Source organism: Nocardioides sp. (genome assembly GCF_050246775.1).
Classification (GTDB): domain Bacteria; phylum Actinomycetota; class Actinomycetes; order Propionibacteriales; family Nocardioidaceae; genus Nocardioides.
Genome location: NZ_JBFWVK010000004.1, coordinates 151,984 through 171,310, shown reverse-complemented (window position 1 = coordinate 171,310; position 19,327 = coordinate 151,984). Strand labels below are relative to the sequence as shown.

22 protein-coding genes are annotated in these 19,327 nt (G+C 68.0%); 4 read left to right on the top strand and 18 right to left on the bottom strand.

Annotated features, from left to right (window positions below; genetic code table 11):
• Positions 1-10: 10 nt before the first annotated feature.
• The 11 genes from AB7I40_RS17715 to dop all read right to left on the bottom strand — a co-directional run bounded on the left by AB7I40_RS17715 (position 11) and on the right by dop (position 9,427).
• Positions 11-421, bottom strand: coding sequence for a hypothetical protein (locus AB7I40_RS17715; protein ID WP_428344460.1), 411 nt, complete (start codon positions 419-421; stop codon positions 11-13).
• Positions 418-1,254 carry a twin-arginine translocase subunit TatC gene (gene tatC / locus AB7I40_RS17710; RefSeq protein ID WP_428344459.1) on the bottom strand — a complete coding sequence of 279 codons (837 nt, stop codon included), beginning with the start codon at positions 1,252-1,254 and terminating at the stop codon, positions 418-420. The genes AB7I40_RS17715 and tatC overlap by 4 nt, the downstream gene beginning before the upstream one ends.
• An 18-nt stretch (positions 1,255-1,272) precedes the next feature.
• On the bottom strand, positions 1,273-1,548 hold the full coding sequence (gene tatA, locus AB7I40_RS17705; protein WP_428344458.1) for a Sec-independent protein translocase subunit TatA: 276 nt from the start codon (positions 1,546-1,548) through the stop codon (positions 1,273-1,275).
• Positions 1,549-1,593: 45 nt separating this feature from the next.
• Positions 1,594-2,577, bottom strand: a complete 984-nt coding sequence (locus AB7I40_RS17700; RefSeq protein ID WP_428344456.1) for a helix-turn-helix transcriptional regulator — start codon at positions 2,575-2,577, stop codon at positions 1,594-1,596.
• Positions 2,574-3,536, bottom strand: coding sequence for a helix-turn-helix transcriptional regulator (locus tag AB7I40_RS17695; RefSeq protein ID WP_428344455.1), 963 nt, complete (start codon positions 3,534-3,536; stop codon positions 2,574-2,576). Before AB7I40_RS17695 ends, AB7I40_RS17700 begins: the two co-directional genes overlap by 4 nt.
• A gap of 28 nt (positions 3,537-3,564) precedes the next feature.
• A complete protein-coding gene (locus AB7I40_RS17690) occupies positions 3,565-4,512 on the bottom strand; it encodes an FKBP-type peptidyl-prolyl cis-trans isomerase (RefSeq protein WP_428344454.1) in 948 nt (315 codons plus the stop codon).
• Positions 4,513-4,589: 77 nt separating this feature from the next.
• Entirely contained in the window at positions 4,590-5,951 is a 1,362-nt protein-coding gene (gene pafA, locus AB7I40_RS17685) for a Pup--protein ligase (protein ID WP_428344453.1), read from the bottom strand.
• A 134-nt stretch (positions 5,952-6,085) separates the two neighbouring features.
• Positions 6,086-6,859, bottom strand: coding sequence for a proteasome subunit alpha (gene prcA, locus AB7I40_RS17680; protein WP_428344452.1), 774 nt, complete (start codon positions 6,857-6,859; stop codon positions 6,086-6,088).
• Position 6,860: 1 nt separating this feature from the next.
• Positions 6,861-7,703 (bottom strand): proteasome subunit beta, encoded by an 843-nt coding sequence (prcB, locus tag AB7I40_RS17675; RefSeq protein ID WP_428344451.1) that lies wholly within the window; start codon positions 7,701-7,703, stop codon positions 6,861-6,863.
• On the bottom strand, positions 7,700-7,897 hold the full coding sequence (locus AB7I40_RS17670; protein WP_428344450.1) for a ubiquitin-like protein Pup: 198 nt from the start codon (positions 7,895-7,897) through the stop codon (positions 7,700-7,702). Before AB7I40_RS17670 ends, prcB begins: the two co-directional genes overlap by 4 nt.
• 9 nt (positions 7,898-7,906) lie before the next feature.
• Positions 7,907-9,427, bottom strand: coding sequence for a depupylase/deamidase Dop (gene dop / locus AB7I40_RS17665; protein WP_428344449.1), 1,521 nt, complete (start codon positions 9,425-9,427; stop codon positions 7,907-7,909).
• A 43-nt stretch (positions 9,428-9,470) separates the two neighbouring features.
• Here dop and AB7I40_RS17660 point away from each other — a divergent pair, with 43 nt between their 5' ends.
• From AB7I40_RS17660 to AB7I40_RS17650, 3 genes are read left to right on the top strand one after another with little or no spacing between them, the layout of a single operon-like run.
• Positions 9,471-10,100 carry a class I SAM-dependent methyltransferase gene (locus AB7I40_RS17660; protein WP_428344448.1) on the top strand — a complete coding sequence of 210 codons (630 nt, stop codon included), beginning with the start codon at positions 9,471-9,473 and terminating at the stop codon, positions 10,098-10,100.
• A complete protein-coding gene (locus AB7I40_RS17655; RefSeq protein ID WP_428344447.1) occupies positions 10,097-10,573 on the top strand; it encodes an aminoacyl-tRNA deacylase in 477 nt (158 codons plus the stop codon). Before AB7I40_RS17660 ends, AB7I40_RS17655 begins: the two co-directional genes overlap by 4 nt.
• On the top strand, positions 10,570-11,346 hold the full coding sequence (locus tag AB7I40_RS17650; RefSeq protein ID WP_428344446.1) for an MBL fold metallo-hydrolase: 777 nt from the start codon (positions 10,570-10,572) through the stop codon (positions 11,344-11,346). Before AB7I40_RS17655 ends, AB7I40_RS17650 begins: the two co-directional genes overlap by 4 nt.
• 33 nt (positions 11,347-11,379) lie before the next feature.
• On the opposite strand, the gene arc is transcribed toward AB7I40_RS17650, so the two are convergent.
• From arc to AB7I40_RS17635, 3 genes are all read right to left on the bottom strand, one after another.
• Entirely contained in the window at positions 11,380-13,116 is a 1,737-nt protein-coding gene (gene arc / locus AB7I40_RS17645; RefSeq protein ID WP_428344445.1) for a proteasome ATPase, read from the bottom strand.
• A gap of 92 nt (positions 13,117-13,208) precedes the next feature.
• The gene (locus AB7I40_RS17640; protein WP_428344444.1) at positions 13,209-14,138 is read right to left on the bottom strand and encodes a tRNA (adenine-N1)-methyltransferase; all 930 of its coding nucleotides are present in this window, start codon (positions 14,136-14,138) and stop codon (positions 13,209-13,211) included.
• 10 nt (positions 14,139-14,148) lie between these two features.
• A complete protein-coding gene (locus tag AB7I40_RS17635; protein WP_428344443.1) occupies positions 14,149-15,303 on the bottom strand; it encodes a site-2 protease family protein in 1,155 nt (384 codons plus the stop codon).
• A 58-nt stretch (positions 15,304-15,361) separates the two neighbouring features.
• On the opposite strand from AB7I40_RS17635, the gene AB7I40_RS17630 reads away from it, so the two are divergent.
• The gene (locus AB7I40_RS17630) at positions 15,362-16,243 is read left to right on the top strand and encodes a RecB family exonuclease (RefSeq protein ID WP_428344442.1); all 882 of its coding nucleotides are present in this window, start codon (positions 15,362-15,364) and stop codon (positions 16,241-16,243) included.
• On the opposite strand, the gene AB7I40_RS17625 is transcribed toward AB7I40_RS17630, so the two are convergent.
• The 4 genes from AB7I40_RS17625 to AB7I40_RS17610 form a co-directional block, all read right to left on the bottom strand.
• Positions 16,236-16,853, bottom strand: coding sequence for a response regulator (locus AB7I40_RS17625; RefSeq protein WP_428344441.1), 618 nt, complete (start codon positions 16,851-16,853; stop codon positions 16,236-16,238). The two genes, AB7I40_RS17630 and AB7I40_RS17625, sit on opposite strands and share 8 nt — an antisense overlap.
• Positions 16,850-18,130 (bottom strand): sensor histidine kinase, encoded by a 1,281-nt coding sequence (locus tag AB7I40_RS17620; RefSeq protein WP_428344440.1) that lies wholly within the window; start codon positions 18,128-18,130, stop codon positions 16,850-16,852. Before AB7I40_RS17620 ends, AB7I40_RS17625 begins: the two co-directional genes overlap by 4 nt.
• 52 nt (positions 18,131-18,182) lie before the next feature.
• Positions 18,183-18,587, bottom strand: a complete 405-nt coding sequence (locus AB7I40_RS17615; RefSeq protein ID WP_428344439.1) for a hypothetical protein — start codon at positions 18,585-18,587, stop codon at positions 18,183-18,185.
• Positions 18,588-18,667: 80 nt separating this feature from the next.
• A complete protein-coding gene (locus AB7I40_RS17610; protein WP_428344438.1) occupies positions 18,668-19,327 on the bottom strand; it encodes an HAD family hydrolase in 660 nt (219 codons plus the stop codon).

Sequence of the window (19,327 nt, the reverse complement as noted above, 5' to 3'; positions counted from 1 at the left end):
GGATCCTCACTCAGCGCGCGGACCGGCCGACGGAGCCGAGTCGCAGTGCGGCGACGAAGTTCTCGGGTTGTCCGCCCACCGCCTTGGAGAAGCGGAACATCGCAGCCAGGACCAGGTCCGCGGTGAACTCGTGGCCAGGGACGGCCAATGTCAGCCGGCCGCCGTAGTCGACCAGCAGGACCTGGTCGTTGTGCCACGCCTGGTGAGCCTGTCGACGCCACCCGGAGTCGGCCACCTGCCGCGGGTAGGCCTGGTCGATCGCGAGCAGGTCGCACGGAAGGTCGGCCTGGCCGTCGGCAGTGACGCGGCCCTGGATGTGGTGGCCGAACCGGGCACCCGAGTCGGCGTACCAGGTGACCTGCTTCTCCCCCACCCAACTCGGCAGGTCGAAAGGATCGGCCTCGGAGATGGCCGGCGTCACAGGGGCGAGATCTCGTCGTCCGCGAGCCCGGCCAGCTTCTGGTTGCTGCGCACCCGATCCATGACTCTGGCGATCACCTCGGAGATCGCGAAGAGGACCAGCATCGGGATGGCGAGCATCAACATGGAGAAGGGATCGGTCGAGGGGGTGGCGACCGCGGCGAAGATCATCGTGCCGAGGACGATCCAGGGCCGAGCCTTGCCGATCGACTTGCCGGAGATGATCCCTGCCAGGTTGAGCAGGACGACGAAGAGCGGGATCATCATCGCCACTCCGAAGACCAGCAGCATCCGGGTCACGAAAGTGAAGTAGGACGTGAACTCCACGAGGTTCTGCACATTGTCGGGCGTGAACTGGATCAGGACCGCGATGCCTTTGGGCAGCACGTAGTAGCCCAGGGCGACTCCGCCGATGAACAGTGGCCCGGCCACCGCGGCGAACACCCGCGACCACTTGCGTTCCTGCGGATGGAGCCCGGGCATGATGAAGGCCCAGATCTGGTAGAGCCAGAACGGACTCGCTGCCACGATTGCGGCGATCCCTGCCAACTTCAACTGCAGCATGAGACCGGCGGTGATGTTGTTGAGCACCAGTTCGGTCTTGGTGCCGTCATTGATCTTCGCCGCGGCATCCTCGTAGGGCCGCGCGACGAGTTCAAGGAGCTGGTCGTAGAAGAACAGCGCTATGCAGAACGCGACGATCAGGACCACGATCGACTTCAGGACGCGCGCGCGCAACTCCCGCAGGTGGTCGGACAAGGCCATCCGGCCGTCGGCGCCGACCGGGTGCAGGGGATTGATCCGGAAGAGTCCGAAGACTCCGGCTATGGACACGGTGAAGGACTTCCGAGGTCAGTTGTTGAGATCGCCCTGTTCGCGGGCGATCCGCTCGGCGTCGGCCTGGGCCTTGGCGCGCGCCTGGATCTCCCGTTCCTCGATGGTCTTGGTCTCTTCTTCTTCGTCGTCATCCATCAGGCCCTTGGTCTCGGCCTTGAAGATGCGCAGCGCCCGACCGCTGCCCCGAGCCAGCTCGGGCAGCTTGGAGGCACCGAAGAGCAGAATGATGACGGCAAAGATCAAGACGAGCTCGGTGGTGCCGAGGCCGCCGATCAGCAGGGGCGAAGTCATGGGTTCCTCACATTGTCAGGTGGTTCGCGATCATCGTACGCCTGGTCAGGTGTAGAGACTGAGGGCTTGCTGTGCAGCCGCCGTGAAACTTTGTGCCAGAACCCGGGGTTCCAGCAGCGTCGCATCGGGAGCCAGGCGGAGCAACAGCCGCTGGAGCCACCGCGGATCGGCAATCTGCAGCTCCACGATAAGCGCTCCGTCGGCTGCCTCCGTGGCACTGGTCACGGGGTAGTACTCCGCCACCCAGCGGGCACCGGGTTCCAGACGGATGACCGCCGTGTCGTGGTCGGGACTGGCCTGGAACAGGCCCGCGGACAGGTCCCGGGGGGCCATGTCGGGGTGTGCATCGGCGCGAGTGTCCAGCACCTCGAGCGCCTCGACGCGGTCCAGCCGGAACAGCCGCCGATCCTCCGCGAGATGGCACCAGCCGTCGAGGTAGCTCATGCCCTGGGTGGTCACCAGCCCCAGCGGGTCCACCGTGCGCCGGGTCCGCTCGTCGCGCGCCGGGACGTAGTAGGTCAACTCCACCTGCTTGGCATCGGCCACAGCCCGATCCAGCCGGACGCGCAGCTGGCCCAGGGCGCGTTCGCGCGCCCCCAGGTGTACGTCGACCTGTCCGGCTGCGGCTGCACCGTCCTCCGCGGCCGCTTCGAGCTTGGCCAGGGTGCGATCCACGACAGGGACCACATCGGCATCGGCGGAGTCACGCAGCGTGCGCAGGGCCACGATCAGGGCCGAGGCCTCAGGCACCGTCAGGCGCAGCGGCCTGGCGAGGTAGTCGGCATTGGTGACCCGGATGACGCCGTCCCCCTCGAGCGCGTCGAGATCGACCTCGATGTAGTCGCCGGGTAGGTAGCCGGGCCAGCCGCAGTACATCAGGACCTTGAGGTCGCTGACGATCTGGTGGGGTGTGATCCCGAGGTCACTGGCGGCCTGCTCGAGGCGGACCTCGCGCCGGGTGAGCGCGTAGGGCACCAGGGCGAGCAGCCGGGCCACCTGGGCCCCTGCGCCGGGGGGCGCGCCGGTCATCTGGCGGCCCCCTGCAGGCGTTGGATCACCGTGTCGCGCAGCGCCGGTGGCGCTTCCGCGTAGGCGTCGGCACCGAAACTGAGGACCTCGTCGGCCATCGCGTCCACCGAGCTGCCCTCGATCACCAGGCGGTCCCAGCCCGTCGTCCGGTCGGGACCGGCCACCTGCTCCTCGCTGCTGGCCGCCTGCCGGCGCAGGCCGATGGCGGCTCCGGCGCGGACCAGGACCCGGGTCTGCTCGATCCGCGGGGCACGCGGAGCAAGCTGACGGGTCAGGGCGTGGAAGTCGACGTCGGTGGGCAGCTCGTAGGACCCCTCCGGTCCGGACTCGAGCACCTCCCCCTGCACCCGCGAGAGCCGGAACAGCCGGGGGGCGCCACGGTCGATGTCGAAGGCCAGCACGTACCAGCGCCCGGAGCTCCAAGCGACCCGCCACGGCTGCACCTGACGTTGGGTCACCTCGGCCGAACCACCGCGGCGATAGGCGAACGAGACCGGCGTACGGCGCTGGGCTGCGGACCAGAAGGCGTCGAACGACGGCTCCTCGGCGCTCAGTTGGGGTTCGACCAGGTCCAGGGCGCTGCGGTCGACCGCGATACCTGCCGCCTTGAGCTTCACGATGGCATCGGACGTCGCTCCTGCCAGGCCGGCGTGCTGCCACACCCGGGCCGCCAGGCCGAGGACAGCCGCCTCGTCGGCCTCGAGCGCCACGTCAGGCAGCTCGAACGCCTCACGATGGATGCGGTAGCCCAGCTCGTCCTCGAAGAACGCGTCCTGGCTGGCCATGTCGATCGGGATTCCGAGCTGGCGCAGCTCGTCCTTGTCCCGCTCGAACATCTTCTCGAAGGCGTCGTCGCTGGACCCCTCGTAGAGGTAGCTCCGGATGTGGTCCTTGTCGAGATGGCGGCGCGCCACGAGCAGCATGATGAGGAGGTTCATCAGCCGCTCGCTCTTGCGCATCGCCACCTGCTCAGTCCCCCTCAGACGATCAGGAAGCCGACAGGATGTCGACGACGAACGTCAGCGTCGCGTTGCCCGGGATCGTGCCCTGTCCCTTCGGACCGTAGGCCAGGTCCGGCGGGATCACCAGGATGACCCGGCTGCCGACGGTCTGACCGACGAGTCCCTGGTCCCAGCCCTTGATGACGCTGCCGGTGCCGATGGTCGTCGAGAACGGTGTCTTGCTGAAGGACTCGTCGAACACGGTCTTGGTGCCGTAGACCTGCCCCAGGTAGTTCACCGTGATGTTCTGGCCGTTCGTGACCTTGTCGCCGTCGCCCTTGATCAGCGGCACGATGCGGAGCTTCGTGCCCGGCTTCTTCGCGCTCGCTGAGAAGTCGAAGCCGGTCGGCACTCCGCCCTTCTCGACGAGCTTCGGGGCGTTCGGTGGTGGGGTCTGCTCGGCGCCCTGCGGGCCGTCGAGGACGACGATCTTCTTCATGATGTCGACCACGAAGACGACGTGGTCGGTGTTGCCGATGCTCAGGGTGGCGTTGCCCTGGTCACCGAAGGCGTCTGCGGGGGGCGAGACGACCAGGACCCGCGAACCGACCGTCTGACCCTCGAGGGCAACGTAGAGGGCCTTGAAGATCTGGGCGTCGTCCACCGTGATCGTCTCGGGGGCGCCGCCCTTGTCGTAGCTGCTGAAGACCTGCTTCTTGGTGAAGCCGTTGCCGATCCAGATGTTCACCGAGACCTGATCGCCCTTGGCGACCTCGTCGCCATCGCCCGCGACCAGCACGTCGGTGTCCAGTTTGTCGCTGCTCACAGCGCTGTTCCAGGTGACCTTGGGGGCCTTGCCGACATCGCCGGTCACGGACACGGCCTCCAGTCCCCCGCTGGCGCCGGAATCGCCGTTGTCGTCGGAGGAGTCGCCACAGGCGACCAGGCTGAACAGGAGGGAGAGCAGGCCCAGGAGGGCGATGAGGCGGCGCACGTGGATCACCTTAGGAAGTCGGAGGTTACAGCCCGGTCACCTTACCGGGCGCTTCCCAGCGCTCGGCGCTGGCGCGCTCACATCCCGTCGATGAGGCGCTGCACGCGCTCGTCGTACGCCCGGAAGGGGTCCTTGCACAGGACGGTGCGCTGGGCCTGGTCGTTGAGCTTGAGGTGGACCCAGTCGACGGTGAAGTCGCGCCGTTGCTCCTGGGCCTTCTTGATGAACTCGCCACGCAGGCGCGCCCGGGTGTTCTGGGGTGGCACCGACTTGGCCTCGAAGACCTTCAGGTCGTTGGTGACCCGCGCGACCATGCCGCGCTTCTCCAGCAGGTAGTAGAGGCCCCGGTTGCGGTGGATGTCGTGGTAGGCGAGGTCGAGCTGGGCGACTCTCGCGTGCCCCAGGGGCAGGCCGTGCTTGGCGCGGTACTGCTCGATGAGCTTCCACTTGATCACCCAGTCGATCTCGGTGTCGACCATGCCGAGGTCACCGGAGTCGACGGCCTTGAGTCCACGCTCCCAGAGGTCCAGGACCCGGTCGATGGTCGGGGTGTGCAGCTCGCGACGATCCACGAAGTCCCGTGCCTTGGCGAGATACTCGGCCTGGATCTCGAGCGCGCTGGCCTCTCGGCCGTTGGCGAGCCGGACCTTGCGCTGACCCGTCATGTCGTGCGAGATCTCCCGGATGGCCCGGATCGGGTTCTCCATCGTGAGGTCGCGCATGATCACGCCCTCTTCGATCATCCGCAGCACCAGGTCGCAGCTGGCCACCTTGAGCAACGTGGTGGTCTCGCTCATGTTGGAGTCGCCGACGATGACGTGCAGGCGACGGTAGCGCTCGGCGTCGGCGTGCGGCTCGTCGCGGGTGTTGATGATGGGGCGGCTCCGGGTGGTCGCGCTCGAGACGCCCTCCCAGATGTGCTCGGCGCGCTGGCTGAGCGAGTACGTCGCACCGCGCGGCGTCTGCGTGACCTTGCCTGCACCCACGATCACCTGGCGGGTGACCAGGAACGGGATCAGGATGTCGGCCAGCCGGGAGAACTCGCCCGCCCGGCCGACGAGGTAGTTCTCGTGGCAGCCGTAGGAGTTGCCGGCCGAGTCGGTGTTGTTCTTGAACAGGTAGATGTCGCCGGAGATGCCCTCGTCGTGCAGACGCTGCTCGGCGTCCAGCAGGAGCCCCTCGAGGACCCGCTCCCCCGCCTTGTCGTGGGTGACCAGCTCGACGACGTCGTCACACTCGGGGGTGGCGTATTCCGGGTGGCTGCCGACGTCCAGGTAGAGGCGTGCGCCGTTGCGGAGGAAGACGTTGGAGCTCCGCCCCCAGCTCACGACCTTGCGGAACAGGTAGCGCGCCACCTCATCCGGGCTCAGGCGCCGCTGCCCGCGGAACGTGCACGTCACGCCGTACTCGTTCTCGATCCCGAAGATGCGCCGGTCCATATGTGCAGCCTACGGGTGCGTCGTGCAGGAATCCCCGGATATCCGGGGGAACTCGCGGTTGTCAGGGTGTACGAAGGCTGACAACCGCGTACGAACCCTGATATCCGGGGATTCCTGGGGCTGGTCGCGACCCGTCAAGCGATCGGAGGGGCCGTCGGCGGCTCGTCAGCTCCGGGAGCTTGATCGCTCGACGGGGCCTCGGCGACCGGTGTGCGGTCCCCGAGGATCTGCGCGAGCTGCTTGGGCACGATGCGCTTGAACTTGCGAGGCTGGCTGCGCGTGCGATCCAGTACGGCGACCTCGAGGTCACCGTCGGGAATCACCCGATCACTGCTCTCCGAGTGCCCCAGCGCGGCCACCGCGAGGGCAAGAGCGGACTCCAGGCTGGCGCCCTCGGTGTAGTGCTCCTTCAAGTGACCGGCCACGGTGTCGGCGGCACCACCCATCACCGCATAGCCGTGTTCGTCGGCCACCTGGCCATCGTAGGTCAGGCGGTAGATCTGGTCGTCCTCGGCGGAGTCACCGATCTCGGCCACGAAGAGCTCCACCTCATAAGGCTTCTCGCCACCACTGGAGAAGATCGTGCCCAAGGTCTGGGCGTAGGCGTTGGCCAATCCCCGGCCGGTGACGTCACGACGGTCGTAGGCGTAGCCACGCATGTCCGCCAGCCGCACGCCGGCGATTCGCAGGTTCTCGAACTCGTTGTAGCGGCCGACCGCGGCGAAGGCGATGCGGTCGTAGATCTCCGAGACCTTGTGCAGCGCCTGGGACGGGTTCTCGGAGACGAACAGCACGCCGTCGGCGAACTGCACCACCACCACCGAACGCCCCCGGGCTATGCCCTTGCGGGCGAAGTCAGCACGGTCCTTCATCAGCTGCTCGGGCGAGACGTAGAAAGGCATGCTCATGTCAGTTCATCCCCCCGTCGAGCGCGGCGGCCGGGCCGTCGGGTCGCTGCATCCGGCCACTGATCACGCGGTCGGCGATCGCTGCGACCTCGTCGTCGGGCAGCCGGCGACCGCCGTCGGCGGTGATGACCTGCACCACCGGGAAGATCCGGCGGGTGATGTCGGGCCCTCCGGTGGCCGAGTCGTCGTCGGCGGCGTCGTACAAAGCCTCCACCACCGCCTGCACACACTGCTCGGCGCTGAGGTCGTCGCGGTAGAGCTTCTTGAGCGAGCCGCGCGCGAACAGCGACCCCGAACCCACCGAGTGGAACGCGGTCTCCTCGTAGCGACCGCCGGTCACGTCGTAGGAGAAGATCCGGCCCTGCTGGCTGATGAGGTCGTAGCCCGCGAAGAGGGGGACGACGGCCAGCCCCTGCATCGCCATCGCCAGGTTGTTGCGGATGAGCGCAGCGAGCCGGTTGGCCTTGCCGTCGAGCGACAGGGTCGAACCCTCGATCTTCTCGTAGTGCTCGAGCTCGGTCTGGAAGAGGCGAACCATCTCGACGGCCAGCCCGGCTGCACCGGCGATGCCCACGCAGGAGAACTCGTCGGCCGGGAACACCTTCTCGATGTCGCGCTGGGCGATGATGTTGCCCATCGTGGCGCGCCGGTCGCCTGCCATCATGACGCCGCCGGGGAAGGTGGCCGCCACGATGGTGGTGCCGTGGGGGGCGAGGTCGCCCACATTGCCCTGAGGCAGCCCGCGGCGCGCAGGAAGCAGGTCAGGCGCCTGGGTGGCGAGGAAGTCGGAGAACGAGGAGTTGCCCGGCATCAGGTAGGCAGCAGGCAGCCGGGGGTCGGTCATTCTCCGCCCTTCTGGATGAACGACTTCACGAAGTCCTCGGCGTTGGTCTCGAGCACGTCGTCGATCTCGTCGAGCAGCGCGTCGACGTCCTCGTCGAGCTGTTCCTTGCGCTCGGCAACGGACTCGTCGGGGGCGACCTCGGTGGACTCCTCGACCTCGGAGGACTTCTTGGGCTGCTTCTGCTCCTGTGCCATGTCCCGACCTTATCGAGTAGAGGGAGACTGCGAGGTCAGCGCCGCGAAAAGTTGTGAGGCTGTGTCACAACGGTCCAACAGGTCACCGACATGGGCCTTGCTGCCACGCAACGGATCGATCGTAGGCACCCGCTGCAACGATTCGCGCCCGGGCAGGTCGAAGATCACCGAGTCCCAGGACGCGGCGGCGACGTGCTCGGCGTACTTCTCCAGGCACCGGCCGCGGAAGTAGGCCCGCGTGTCCTCCGGCGGCTCGTGCATCGCCCTGGCCACGGACGCGTCGTCCAGGAGACGTTCGATCCGGCCCAGGCGAACCAGCCGCTGGTAGAGCCCCTTCTCGGGCCGGATGTCGGAGTACTGGAGGTCGATGAGCATCAGCTTGGCGTCGTCCCACTCGAGGTTGTCGCGGTCGCGGTACTGCTCGAGGAGCTTGAGCTTGGCGACCCAGTCCAGCTCCGTCGCACACTCCATGGGGTCACGCGCCAGCCGGTCGAGGACCGACTCCCAGCGGGCGAGGACGTCGAGGGTCTGGGGATCGGCATCCACCCGTTCCTCGACGTACTTCTTGGCGAGGTCGAGGTATTCCATCTGCAGTTGTACGGCGGTGAGCTGGCGGCCGTCCTGGAGCCGGATCAGATGGGTGAGCGTGGGGTCGTGGGACACCGCGCGCAGCGCGGCCACGGGCCCGTCGACGGCGAACTCGGCTCGCAGGTAGCCGTCCTCGATCATCGCGAGCACCAAGGCAGTGGTGCCGACCTTGAGGTAGGTCGAGATCTCGGCGAGGTTGGCGTCGCCGAGGATGACGTGCAGTCGGCGGTACTTCTCCGGATCGGCGTGCGGCTCGTCGCGGGTGTTGATGATCGGCCGCTTCAGCGTCGTCTCGAGTCCGACCTCCACCTCGAAGTAGTCGGCACGCTGGCTCACCTGGAAGCCGTGCTCGCGCCCGTCCTGACCGATCCCGACCCGGCCGGCGCCACACACGACCTGACGCGAGACGAAGAACGGCGTCAGGTTGTGGACGATGTCGCCGAACGGTGTGGAGCGCCGCATCAGATAGTTCTCGTGGGCGCCGTAGGAGGCGCCCTTGTTGTCGGTGTTGTTCTTGTAGAGCAGGATCGCCGCGCCGCCGGGAAGTTGTCCGGCCCGGATAGAGGCGTCGAGCATCACCTGCTCGCCGGCCTTGTCCCACTTCACGATGTCGAGGGGCGTGGTCACCTCGGGCGTCGAGTACTCCGGGTGGGCATGGTCCACATAGAGCCGGGCACCGTTGGTGAGGATGATGTTGGCCAGACCCATGTCCTCGTCAGTCAGCTGCGAGGCGTCGGCCATCTGGCGCGACATGTCGAAGCCACGTGCGTCGCGCAGGGGTGACTCCTCCTCGAAGTCCCACCGGGCACGCCGGGCCTTCAGGGTTGCGGAGGCATAGGCGTTGACGACCTGTGAGGAGGCCACCATCGGGTTGGCCGTTGGCTGGCCGACCACCGAGATGCCGTATTCGACCTCGGTCCCCATCACCCGGCGTACGCTCATGGCGTCGAGCCTACGCGGCGACGCAGGATTCGAGGTGGTGCCCATGGGCGTGTGGACCGACCGCGTCGTGCCGCGGCTGACTGACAGAGCACTGCGCGGCGCTCAGTTCGACGACTTGCGCCGATCCGTCTGCGCAGGTCTGGAAGGGCACGTGCTGGAGCTGGGCTTCGGCAGCGGGCTGAACCTCGAGCACTACCCCACGGGAGTGACGAGGGTCAGTGCCGTCGAACCCGCCGACGTGGGGTGGAACCTGTCTGCCACCCGCAGGGGCGGCTTCGGCTCCCCCGTGCGCCGGGTCGGTCTCGACGGCCAGCAGCTCGATGCCGCTGACGGCTCGTTCGACTCGGTGCTGGTCACCTTCACGCTGTGCACGATCCCGGATCCGGCCCGCGCCCTGGCCGAGGTGGCCCGGGTGCTTGTCCCGGGCGGCACCCTCCACCTCCTGGAGCACGGCCGCGCCCCCGACGAGGGCGTGGTGCGGTGGCAGTGTCGCCTCGACCCCTGGCAGCAGCGGGTGTTCGCGGGCTGCCACCTCTCGCGCGACGTGCCCGCGCTCGTCTCCGCGGCTGGTCTGGAGATCACGGAATTGGATCAGCGCTACCTCCCTGGTCCGTCCATCGCTCGGCCGTGGGCCTACGCCTACCGCGGCCGAGCCGCCAAGATGGTCTCGTGACCGACGACAACGACGAGTCGACCCGGGCCCTCGAGGCAGTGGCAGCAGCTGGTCTGGCGCACACGGTGACGCGACACGGACCCGTGCGCTCGCTGACCGAGGCCGCGGCAGCGCGTGGCGTCGAGCCGCGGGCGGTTCTCAAGACCCTGGTGGTGCGCGTCAGTGACGGCGACTACCGGTTCGTGCTCGTGCCGGGTGACCGCGAGATCTCGTGGCCCAAGTTACGCGCCCACCTCGGGGTCAGTCGGCTGTCGATGCCGAGCGCAGAGGTCGCCTTCGAGGTCACCGGCTACGTGCGCGGCACCATCACCCCCTTCGGGAGTACGACGGCCTGGCCGGTCATCGCCGACGTGATGGTCGGCGGCCAGGTGTCGGTCGGGGCCGGTGCGCATGGCTTGGCGATCACGCTCGAGGCGGCCGACCTGCTGGCCGCCCTCGGCGCCACCGTGGCAGACGTGACGGATCCAGCGTGAACCGCCTGACCTGGCTCGGCCACGCGACCGTGGTGATCGACCTGTCCGACACCCGACTGCTCACCGACCCGCTGCTGCGCCGCCATGCAGGCCCCCTGCGCCGGATCGGCCGGCGACCCGACCCGCATGCCTGGGCGCACCCGGATGCCGTCCTCATCTCCCACCTGCACAGCGACCATGCGGCCCTGGGGTCGCTCCGCAAACTGGTCGGCATCCCCATGCTCACCGGCCCCGCCAATGCGGCCTGGCTGCGTCGCAAGCTGGATGCCGAGGCCCCAGCGCTGACGACCGAGGAGTGGGTGCAGGTGGCGGACGTGCGGGTCCGGCTGGTGCGTGCCGACCACAGCGCGCGGCCGATGCCGCATCGCCCGAACGACACCCATGGCCACCTGATCGCAGCCCCCGGGCTGACCGTCTGGTTCGCCGGGGACACCAGCCTCTACCCCGAGATGTCGGACCTGCCGACCCTCGCCGGCACGCCTATCGACGTCGCGCTGCTCCCGATCGCCGGTTGGGGTCCGCGCCTCTCCCCGGGTCACATGGGCCCCCGGCAGGCGGTCGATGCCTGTTTGGCGGTGGGCGCTCGCGCCGTACTCCCGATCCACCACGGCACCCTGCATCCGCCCGGCTTCTCGGCCGGTGACCTGGCCTGGATGCACCGACCCCTGGCCGAGTTCCGCACCGATCTGGCCGAGCGCGCACCGCAGGTACGCCTGTTGGACGTGGGCCTGGGCGAGTCTGTGGACCTGGACGACTACAGCGGCGCGCCGTAGCCGGAGTCTCCGCCCGGGCGGAGAGCGTGTGGATCAGAGGTACTGCCCGGTGTTGGCCACCGTGTCGATGGAGCGTCCTGGCTCGGTGCCCTGCTTGCCGGTGATGAGGGTGCGGATGAACACGATCCGCTCGCCCTTCTTGCCCGAGATCCTGGCCCAGTCGTCAGGGTTCGTGGTGTTGGGCAGGTCCTCGTTCTCCTTGAACTCGTCCACACACGCCTGCAGCATGTGCGAGACCCGCACCCCGCGCTGCTGCAGGTCCAGAAGATCCTTGATGGCCATCTTCTTGGCCCGGTCGACGATGTTCTGGATCATGGCGCCGGAGTTGAAGTCCTTGAAGTAGAGGACCTCCTTGTCACCGTTGGCATAGGTCACCTCGAGGAAGCGGTTCTCCTCGGTCTCGGTGTACATCCGCTCCACCGTCGCCCGGATCATCCCGTCGACCGTGGCCTGGCGATCGCCCCCGAACTCGGCGAGGTCGTCGGCGTGCAGCGGCAGGTCGGGGATGAGGTACTTGGAGAAGATGTCGCGCGCCGACTCCGCGTCGGGCCGCTCGATCTTGATCTTCACATCCAGTCGACCAGGACGCAGGATCGCCGGGTCGATCATGTCCTCGCGGTTCGAGGCACCGATGACGAGCACGTTCTCGAGCGTCTCGACGCCGTCGATCTCGCTCAGCAGCTGGGGCACGATGGTGTTCTCGACATCGGAGGAGACCCCCGATCCGCGGGTGCGGAACAGTGAGTCCATCTCGTCGAAGAACACGATCACCGGGGTGCCTTCGCTGGCCTTCTCACGGGCCCGCTGGAACACGAGCCGGATATGGCGCTCGGTCTCGCCGACGTACTTGTTCAGGAGCTCGGGTCCCTTGATGTTGAGGAAGTAGGACTTCCCCTCCTGACCCGTCTTGGCCGCCACCTTCTTCGCAAGCGAGTTGGCCACCGCCTTGGCGATCAACGTCTTCCCGCAGCCGGGAGGCCCGTAGAGCAGCACTCCCTTCGGGGGTTTGAGCTGGTGCTCGAGGAACAGCTCAGGGTGCAGGTAGGGCAGCTCGACGGCGTCGCGGATCTGCTCGATCTGGGAGATGAGCCCGCCGATGGCGGAGTAGTCGATGTCGGGCACTTCTTCGAGGACGAGCTCCTCGACCTCGGACTTCGGCACCTTCTCGTAGGCGTAGCTGGAGCGGGCGTCGAGCAGCAGGGAGTCGCCGGCGCGCAGCTTGGTGGCTCGCAACGGTTCGGAGAGACGGACCACGCGCTCCTCGTCGGCGTTGGCGATCACCAGCGCCCGCTCACCGTCCTCCAGGATCTCCTTGAGCATGACGACCTCGCCGACCTTCTCGAAGGCCAGGGCGAGGACGACGTTGAGGGCTTCGTTGAGCATGACCTCCTGGCCGCGCTGCAACTCGTCGAGATCGACGTTGGGGCTCACGTTGACCCGGAGCTTGCGCCCACCGGTGAACACGTCGATGGAGTCGTCCTCGTTGCGCGCCAGGAAGGTGCCGAAGCCCGCAGGAGGCTGGGCGAGCCGATCGACCTCTTCCTTGAGACCCACGATCTGGTCGCGCGCCTCGCGCAGGGTCTGTGCCAGGCGTTCGTTCTGCGTCGTCACGGCGGCCAAGGAACGCTGGGTGTCGCTCAGACGCTGCTCGATGGCGCGGGACGCACCCGGCATGTCACTGAGCCGTCTACGCAGGTCAGTGACCTCGGACTCGAGGAACCGGACCTGGTTGTAGAGCTCTTCTCGGCTGGTGTTCTCCGATGCGGACATCTGCACCACCTCCTGATGAATCGACCCTACCTGTGACCCCTGCGAAGGGAAGTGGATATCTCGCGGTGTTGGTCACGATTTCGAGACGGCCCCTAATCCACCGGCTGATCGGGTGAACGCGGGCCGGTGTAGTCGGGCCCGTAGGCACCGGGCGCCGGGCGGCGCTTCTTCATCGGCGGCTTCTCCCCCGGGGCCATGCGGCGCGCCGTGACCAGGAACGCGGTGTGCCCCACCATCGAATGTCCCGGGCGGACCGCGAGGCCCTCCACGTGCCAGTCGCGCACGAGCGACTCCCAGGCGTGCGGCTCGGTGAAGCCACCATGGACCCGGACCGTCTCGACGTAGCGGGAGAGCTGGGTCGTCGTGGCCACATAGGCACACACGATGCCACCGGGCACCAACGATTCAGCCGCAGCATCCACGCACTCCCAGGGTGCGAGCATGTCGAGGATGATCCTGTCGGTTCGCTCACCGGAGGCAGGGAGTGCTTCGGCGAGGTCGCCGATCGTGAGCTCCCAGGCGGGGTGGTCACCGCCGAAGAACTGGGTCACGTTCTGCCGGGCGACATCGGCGAACTCCTCACGGCGCTCGAAGGACGAGACCCGCCCCTGTGGTCCGACGGCACGCAGCAGCGAGCAGGTCAGGGCACCGGAGCCGACCCCGGCCTCCACGACGCGGGCGCCGGGGAAGATGTCGGCCATCGCCACGATCTGCGCCGCGTCCTTGGGGTAGACGACAGCCGCTCCGCGGGGCATCGAGACGACGAACTCGCTGAGCAGGGGCCGGAAGACGAGGTATTCGCCACCAGCCGACGAGGTGACGGTGAATCCCTCCTCGCGTCCGATCAGCTCGTCGTGCTCGAAGTGGCCACGGTTGGAGAAGAACCGCTTGCCCGCACTCAGGCAGATGTTGTGGCGGCGGCCCTTGCTGTCGACCAGACGCACCCACTCGCCCTCGTTCAGCGGGCCACGGTGGACGCCCGACCAGGCGTCAGGAGGTACGTCGGGGTAGGTCTCAGGCATGCCCGAAACCCTAGTGGCGAGACTCCCGGAACGCTCTATCGACGTCAGCGGTCGTGAGGACTCCGAAGATGGTGCCGTCATCCTCGAGCAGCAGGTACTCGTGTGCGGGTCGGCGACTCACCGCGAGGATCAGTTCCTCGCCGTAGATGGTCGCCGGCAGGGCGAGCCCCGGCTCCATGGTGCGCGCCACCGACGAGGTGGCCACCCATGGACGACGTTCCTCCGGGGTCGAGCGCAGCGCAGCCTCGTTGACGATGCCGGTCGGCTGCCCGTCGTGGGTCACCGTCACGATGCTGCCGGCTTCGGCCTCCTGTGCGCGGCGTACCGCCTCAGCGAGCGGCAGGTCCTCGGGCACGGCGAGCGTGCGGCGAGCCAGGTTGCGCGCCACCAGGCTGGGCAGCCGGCGTCGTAGGTTGGCCGAGGACAGGGCCGCGCTGGCGCCGGTCCAGAGGAACAGCGCCACGATCCCGGCCATCAGGAAGTCGAACAACTGGGGCTCGATGTGGAAGAACGGCTCGTAGAGCAAGGGCAGGAACAGCGCCAGGATCGCGGCGATCCGGCCACCCCACGCGGCGGCGATGGTGCCCCGGTGCGGATTGCCGGCGGCGGCCCACACAGCCGACTTGAGCACTCGCCCACCGTCGAGCGGCAGCCCCGGCACCAGGTTGAGGACACCGACCACCAGGTTGGCCACGAAGAGGCCGTCCACCGTCATCCCGATCAGACCTCCCGGTGTGAGCAGGGTGAGCAGGAACGCGACGAACGAGATGGCCAGGGACATCAGGGGGCCCACGACTGCGATCCAGAACTCTTCGCGTGGACGACGAGACTCACCCTCGATGGCCGTCACGCCGCCGAGGAAGTGAAGCGTGATCGAGCTGACCGAATGGCCGTAGTGACGCGCCATGAGCGCGTGGGCCGCCTCGTGGGCGAGGACCGAGAGGTAGAGCACGACGGCGAATGCGAGCCCGGCCAGGTACTTGCCGGCGCCGAGCCCGGGCTGCACCTGTTCCACCCGAGGAGCCAGCGCCACCGCCACGAGGCCGGCGATCAGGAACCAGGTGCTGGTGACGAGCACGTCGATGCCGGCGATCTGCCCGATCCGGATGGTGCCGGGCGGATGCTCACGTTTCACCGGCTCGAGGTCGGGATCGGCGTGGCTCACGTCATCGAGGCTAGCCGATGACCCGGCACTGTCGGTGCCGTGACCTATGGTGTCGGCCATGACAACGGGTTCGATGCACGAGTCCCCGGCCACGCGGCACTCCACGCCGGTGGACGGGGTGGACGTGCTCGGCGCGCTGTCGCCGAGTCGTGCCGGTGATTTCTTGACCTGCCCCCTGCTCTACCGCTTCCGCACCGTCGACCGCCTGCCGGAGCCGTTCTCGCCGGCCGCGGTGCGGGGCACGGTCGTGCACAAGGTCCTGGAGGACCTGTTCGACCTCCCGGCCCACGACCGCACCCCGGAGCGGGCTCGCGACCTTCTGGTGCCCACCTGGGACCAGTTGTTGGAGGGCGAGCCCGCACTGGTCGAGATGTTCGGTGGCGAGGGCCCCGAGGTCGCATCGTGGTTGACCTCGTGTCGCGCCGTGCTGGACCGCTACTTCACGCTCGAGGACCCACGACGGCTGGAGCCCGCGGAGCGGGAGGTCTACGTCGAGACGCTGCTCGAGTCCAAGCTCCTGCTGCGCGGGTTCGTCGACCGTGTCGATGTCGCGCCCAACGGCATGATCCGCGTGGTCGACTACAAGACCGGCCGCTCCCCCGGTGAGTTGTTCGAGGCCAGCGCCCTGTTCCAGATGAAGTTCTACGCGCTGGTGATCTGGCGCACCCGCGGTGTGATCCCGGCGATGCTCCAGCTGATCTACCTGGGCAACGGTGAGATGTTGCGCTACGAGCCCGACGAACAGGATCTGCTGGCCACCGAGCGCAAGCTGGAGGCCATCTGGCTGGCGATCCGCTCCGCGCAGGACAGCGGCGACTGGCGTCCGCGCCGCTCGGGCCTGTGCGCCTGGTGTGCCCATCAGGCCATCTGCCCTGAGTTCGGCGGCACCCCGCCACCCCTGCCCGAGCTCACCATCGAGCCCGGGCCGGACCTCAGCTGAGGTTGCGCTCGGCCCAGATCGCTGCCTGCGTGCGGTCGACGACCCCGATGCGCGCGAAGGTTGAGGTGAGGTGGGCTTTGACCGTGCGCTCGGAGATGGCCAGTCGACGGGCGATCTGCTTGTTGGCGAGGCCCTGGCGCACCAGTTCGAGGACCTCGGCCTCGCGTGGGGTCAACTGGACCAGCGGCGCGCTCGGCGCTCGTGCCGTCAGGAGCTCACGGGCCGCCCGCGGGTGGAGGGGTGACTCGCCCCGGCTGACGGCTCGGATCCCGTCGAGCACCTGGTCGGCGTCGGAGTCCTTGAGGAGATAGCCGACCGCCCCGGCGTCGAGGGCCGCGATGATCCGGGGACTGTCCGAGAACGACGTGAGCACCAGGACATCCGCCCCCAGGTCCTCGCTACGGATGGACCGCGTGGCGGCCACACCGTCCACGCCCGGCATCTGGAGGTCCATGAGGACCACGTCGGGCCGCTCGCGGCGTACGACTTCGAGGGCCTCGGCGCCGTCGGCTGCGGTGCCCACCACCTCCATGTCCGCGGCTCCCCGCACGAGCTCGGCGAGTCCGGCGCGCAGCACCGGGTGGTCATCGACCAGGACGACACGGATCATGTGACTCTCATTTCCAGGCGGACGGTGGTGCCATGGCCGGGGAGCGAACGCACCTCGAGGCGGCCACCGTTGTCGGCGACCAGACTCTCGAGGCCCTGCAGCCCGAAGCTGTCGGTCTTGGTCGGGGTCTCGGGCTTGAAGCCGATGCCGTCGTCGCGGACCTCGAGGGTGAGCAGGTCCCCGATCCGGGCCACGTCCACGCTCAGCGTGCTGGCGTGGGCGTGCCGCAGCGCGTTGCGCACGGCTTCCTGGGCGACTCGCCACACCAGGGCGACTGTGGTCTCGGGGACGCCGTCGACCGACGCGACGCTCACCCGGACCTCGACGCCGGCGCCGGCGACCGGGGCCACGAGGTCGTCGAGCGCGGCCTCCAGGCCCTCGGCACGCAGGTTGGGGGGATGGATCTCGACGAGCAGGGACCTGAGGCTGCGGAGCCCGTCGCGCAGCGAGGTCGAGGCGCGCTCCAACGACTCGCTGCGACGTGGATCCTTCTCCTCCCTGGCGAGAGCCGACACCGTGAACGCCGTGCCGGCCAGGTCCTGGACGACTCCGTCGTGCAGGTCCCGAGCGATCCGGCGACGCTCGGCATCCGAGGCATCGACTGCGGTCAGCAGGAGCCGTTCTCGTTCGGCAGCAGCCTTGGTCAGGCGGCGGGTGAGCACCCACAGCATCGGGGTCGCCACGCTCACCAGAACGACCAGTCCCCCGAAGGTGATCCGCTGGAAGGGGCGGAAGATGGAGGCGCGACGCAGGGCGATGTCGTCGGCGGAGTAGTAGGCCTCGAACAGCAGCGGCTGGCCCTCGGGGGACCAGATCTGGGTGTAGACCTCGACCAGGTCGAAGCCCTTCTTCTCGTAGCGGTTCTCCGGCTCGCTGAGGTCGGAGACCTCGGCATCGCTGCCGCCTTCGCGCAGGATCTCCAGTTCCTCCTCGCCGAGTTCGAAGGTGTCCCCGATGAGCCGGGTCTCGTCGGAGTAGACGATGCGCCCGCTGGCGTCCCACAGCTTGATCCGGATCACCTCGCCCACCAGCAGCCGGTCCAGCGCGGCCCTGTCGAACCGGTCGATCGCCCCGGCACGACCGGCGACGAGACCGCGTGGAATGGCGGGCTCGGCCACCGACCGCCCGAGGATCTGCGTCGTGGCCTGTGCGTCGGTCAGGGCCTCGCTCGAAGCGGCCCGACCACTGAGGATGCTCGTGCCCAGGGTGATCACCACCAACGTCAGCAGCCCGATGGCCAGGAACTGCGCCACCGGGCTTCTGAGGAGTTGCTTCACTGAGTCATCCTGTCCACCGTTGCCTGTCGGGCAAGGCTAGGGCCTGTTCGGCTCAGAGACTCACGGTTCCGCGGCAGACCTCGCCGGACTTCGGGTTGGTCGCCCGGAACACGAAGGTGTCCACGCCGCTGAGGTTGACCAGCCGGCGCTCCACCGAGAACGAGCCGCTCGGAGCCTTGGTGGTCGCTGAGCCGCTGGCCGAGCGGGAGCCGTTGTGGTTGATGACCCAGTTCCAGGTCTGTCCGTTGCGGTTGCTGTCGATCTCGCCCTCGAACTCGATCCGGCCGTCGTCGGGCTTCGCCTTGACCTTCCAGTCGGTCGAGCCGGAACAGTTGCCCTCCCTGATCTTGGCGTCGGAACCCTTGGCGTTCGCCGGAACGGCGAAGGCGATGGGTACGGCGATGGCGGCGATGAAGCCGGCGGCAAGGATGCGGGTGGCGGTCGGGGTGGTGTTCATGGTGTTCCTCCTGTGGTGGGCTGGTGACATCAGCCTCGTCGCAGGAGGGTGCACTCCACCATTGTCCGGTGGTCCTAGGACTACCCGTGGGCGTTGAGCAGGTGCGTGAGCGCGAAGCTGTCGAGGCCCACCAACGTGTCGCGGAAGACCACCCGTTCACCTGGTTCGACCGGGACGTGGTTGGGCACGGCCAGCACCACACACCCGGCCGCCTGGGCAGAGCGGGTGCCCGTGTTGGAGTCCTCGATCGCCAGGCAGTGCTCAGGCTTCACGCCCAGGAGTGCCGCGGCCGTGAGGTAGGCCTCCGGATGTGGCTTGCCCTCGTCGACGGCGTCCCCGGTCACCACAGCCTCGAACGTGCCCCGGGGCAGGTGGTTGAGCACCGGCTCAACGAAGGTCAGGTAGGACATCGTCACCAAGGCGCACGGGATGCCTGCGTCCACCAGGTCGGCCAGCAGCTCGCGAGCCCCCGGGCGCCACGGGACCGACTCCCGGACTCGGGCGATCACCCGTTCGAGCAGCTCGTGCACGATCTGTTCGGGCGGGATGTCGAGTCCGGTGTGCTCGCGGATGTAGTGGGCACTCACGATGAGGTCGCTGCCGACCAGCTCCATGGCGTGCTGCTCGTTCCACTCGTATCCGTACTTCTCCGCGAGCTCGTACTCGGCCTGGATCCAGTAGGGCTCGGTCTCCACGATCGTGCCGTCCATGTCCCAGAGCACTGCAGCGATGTCGGTCAC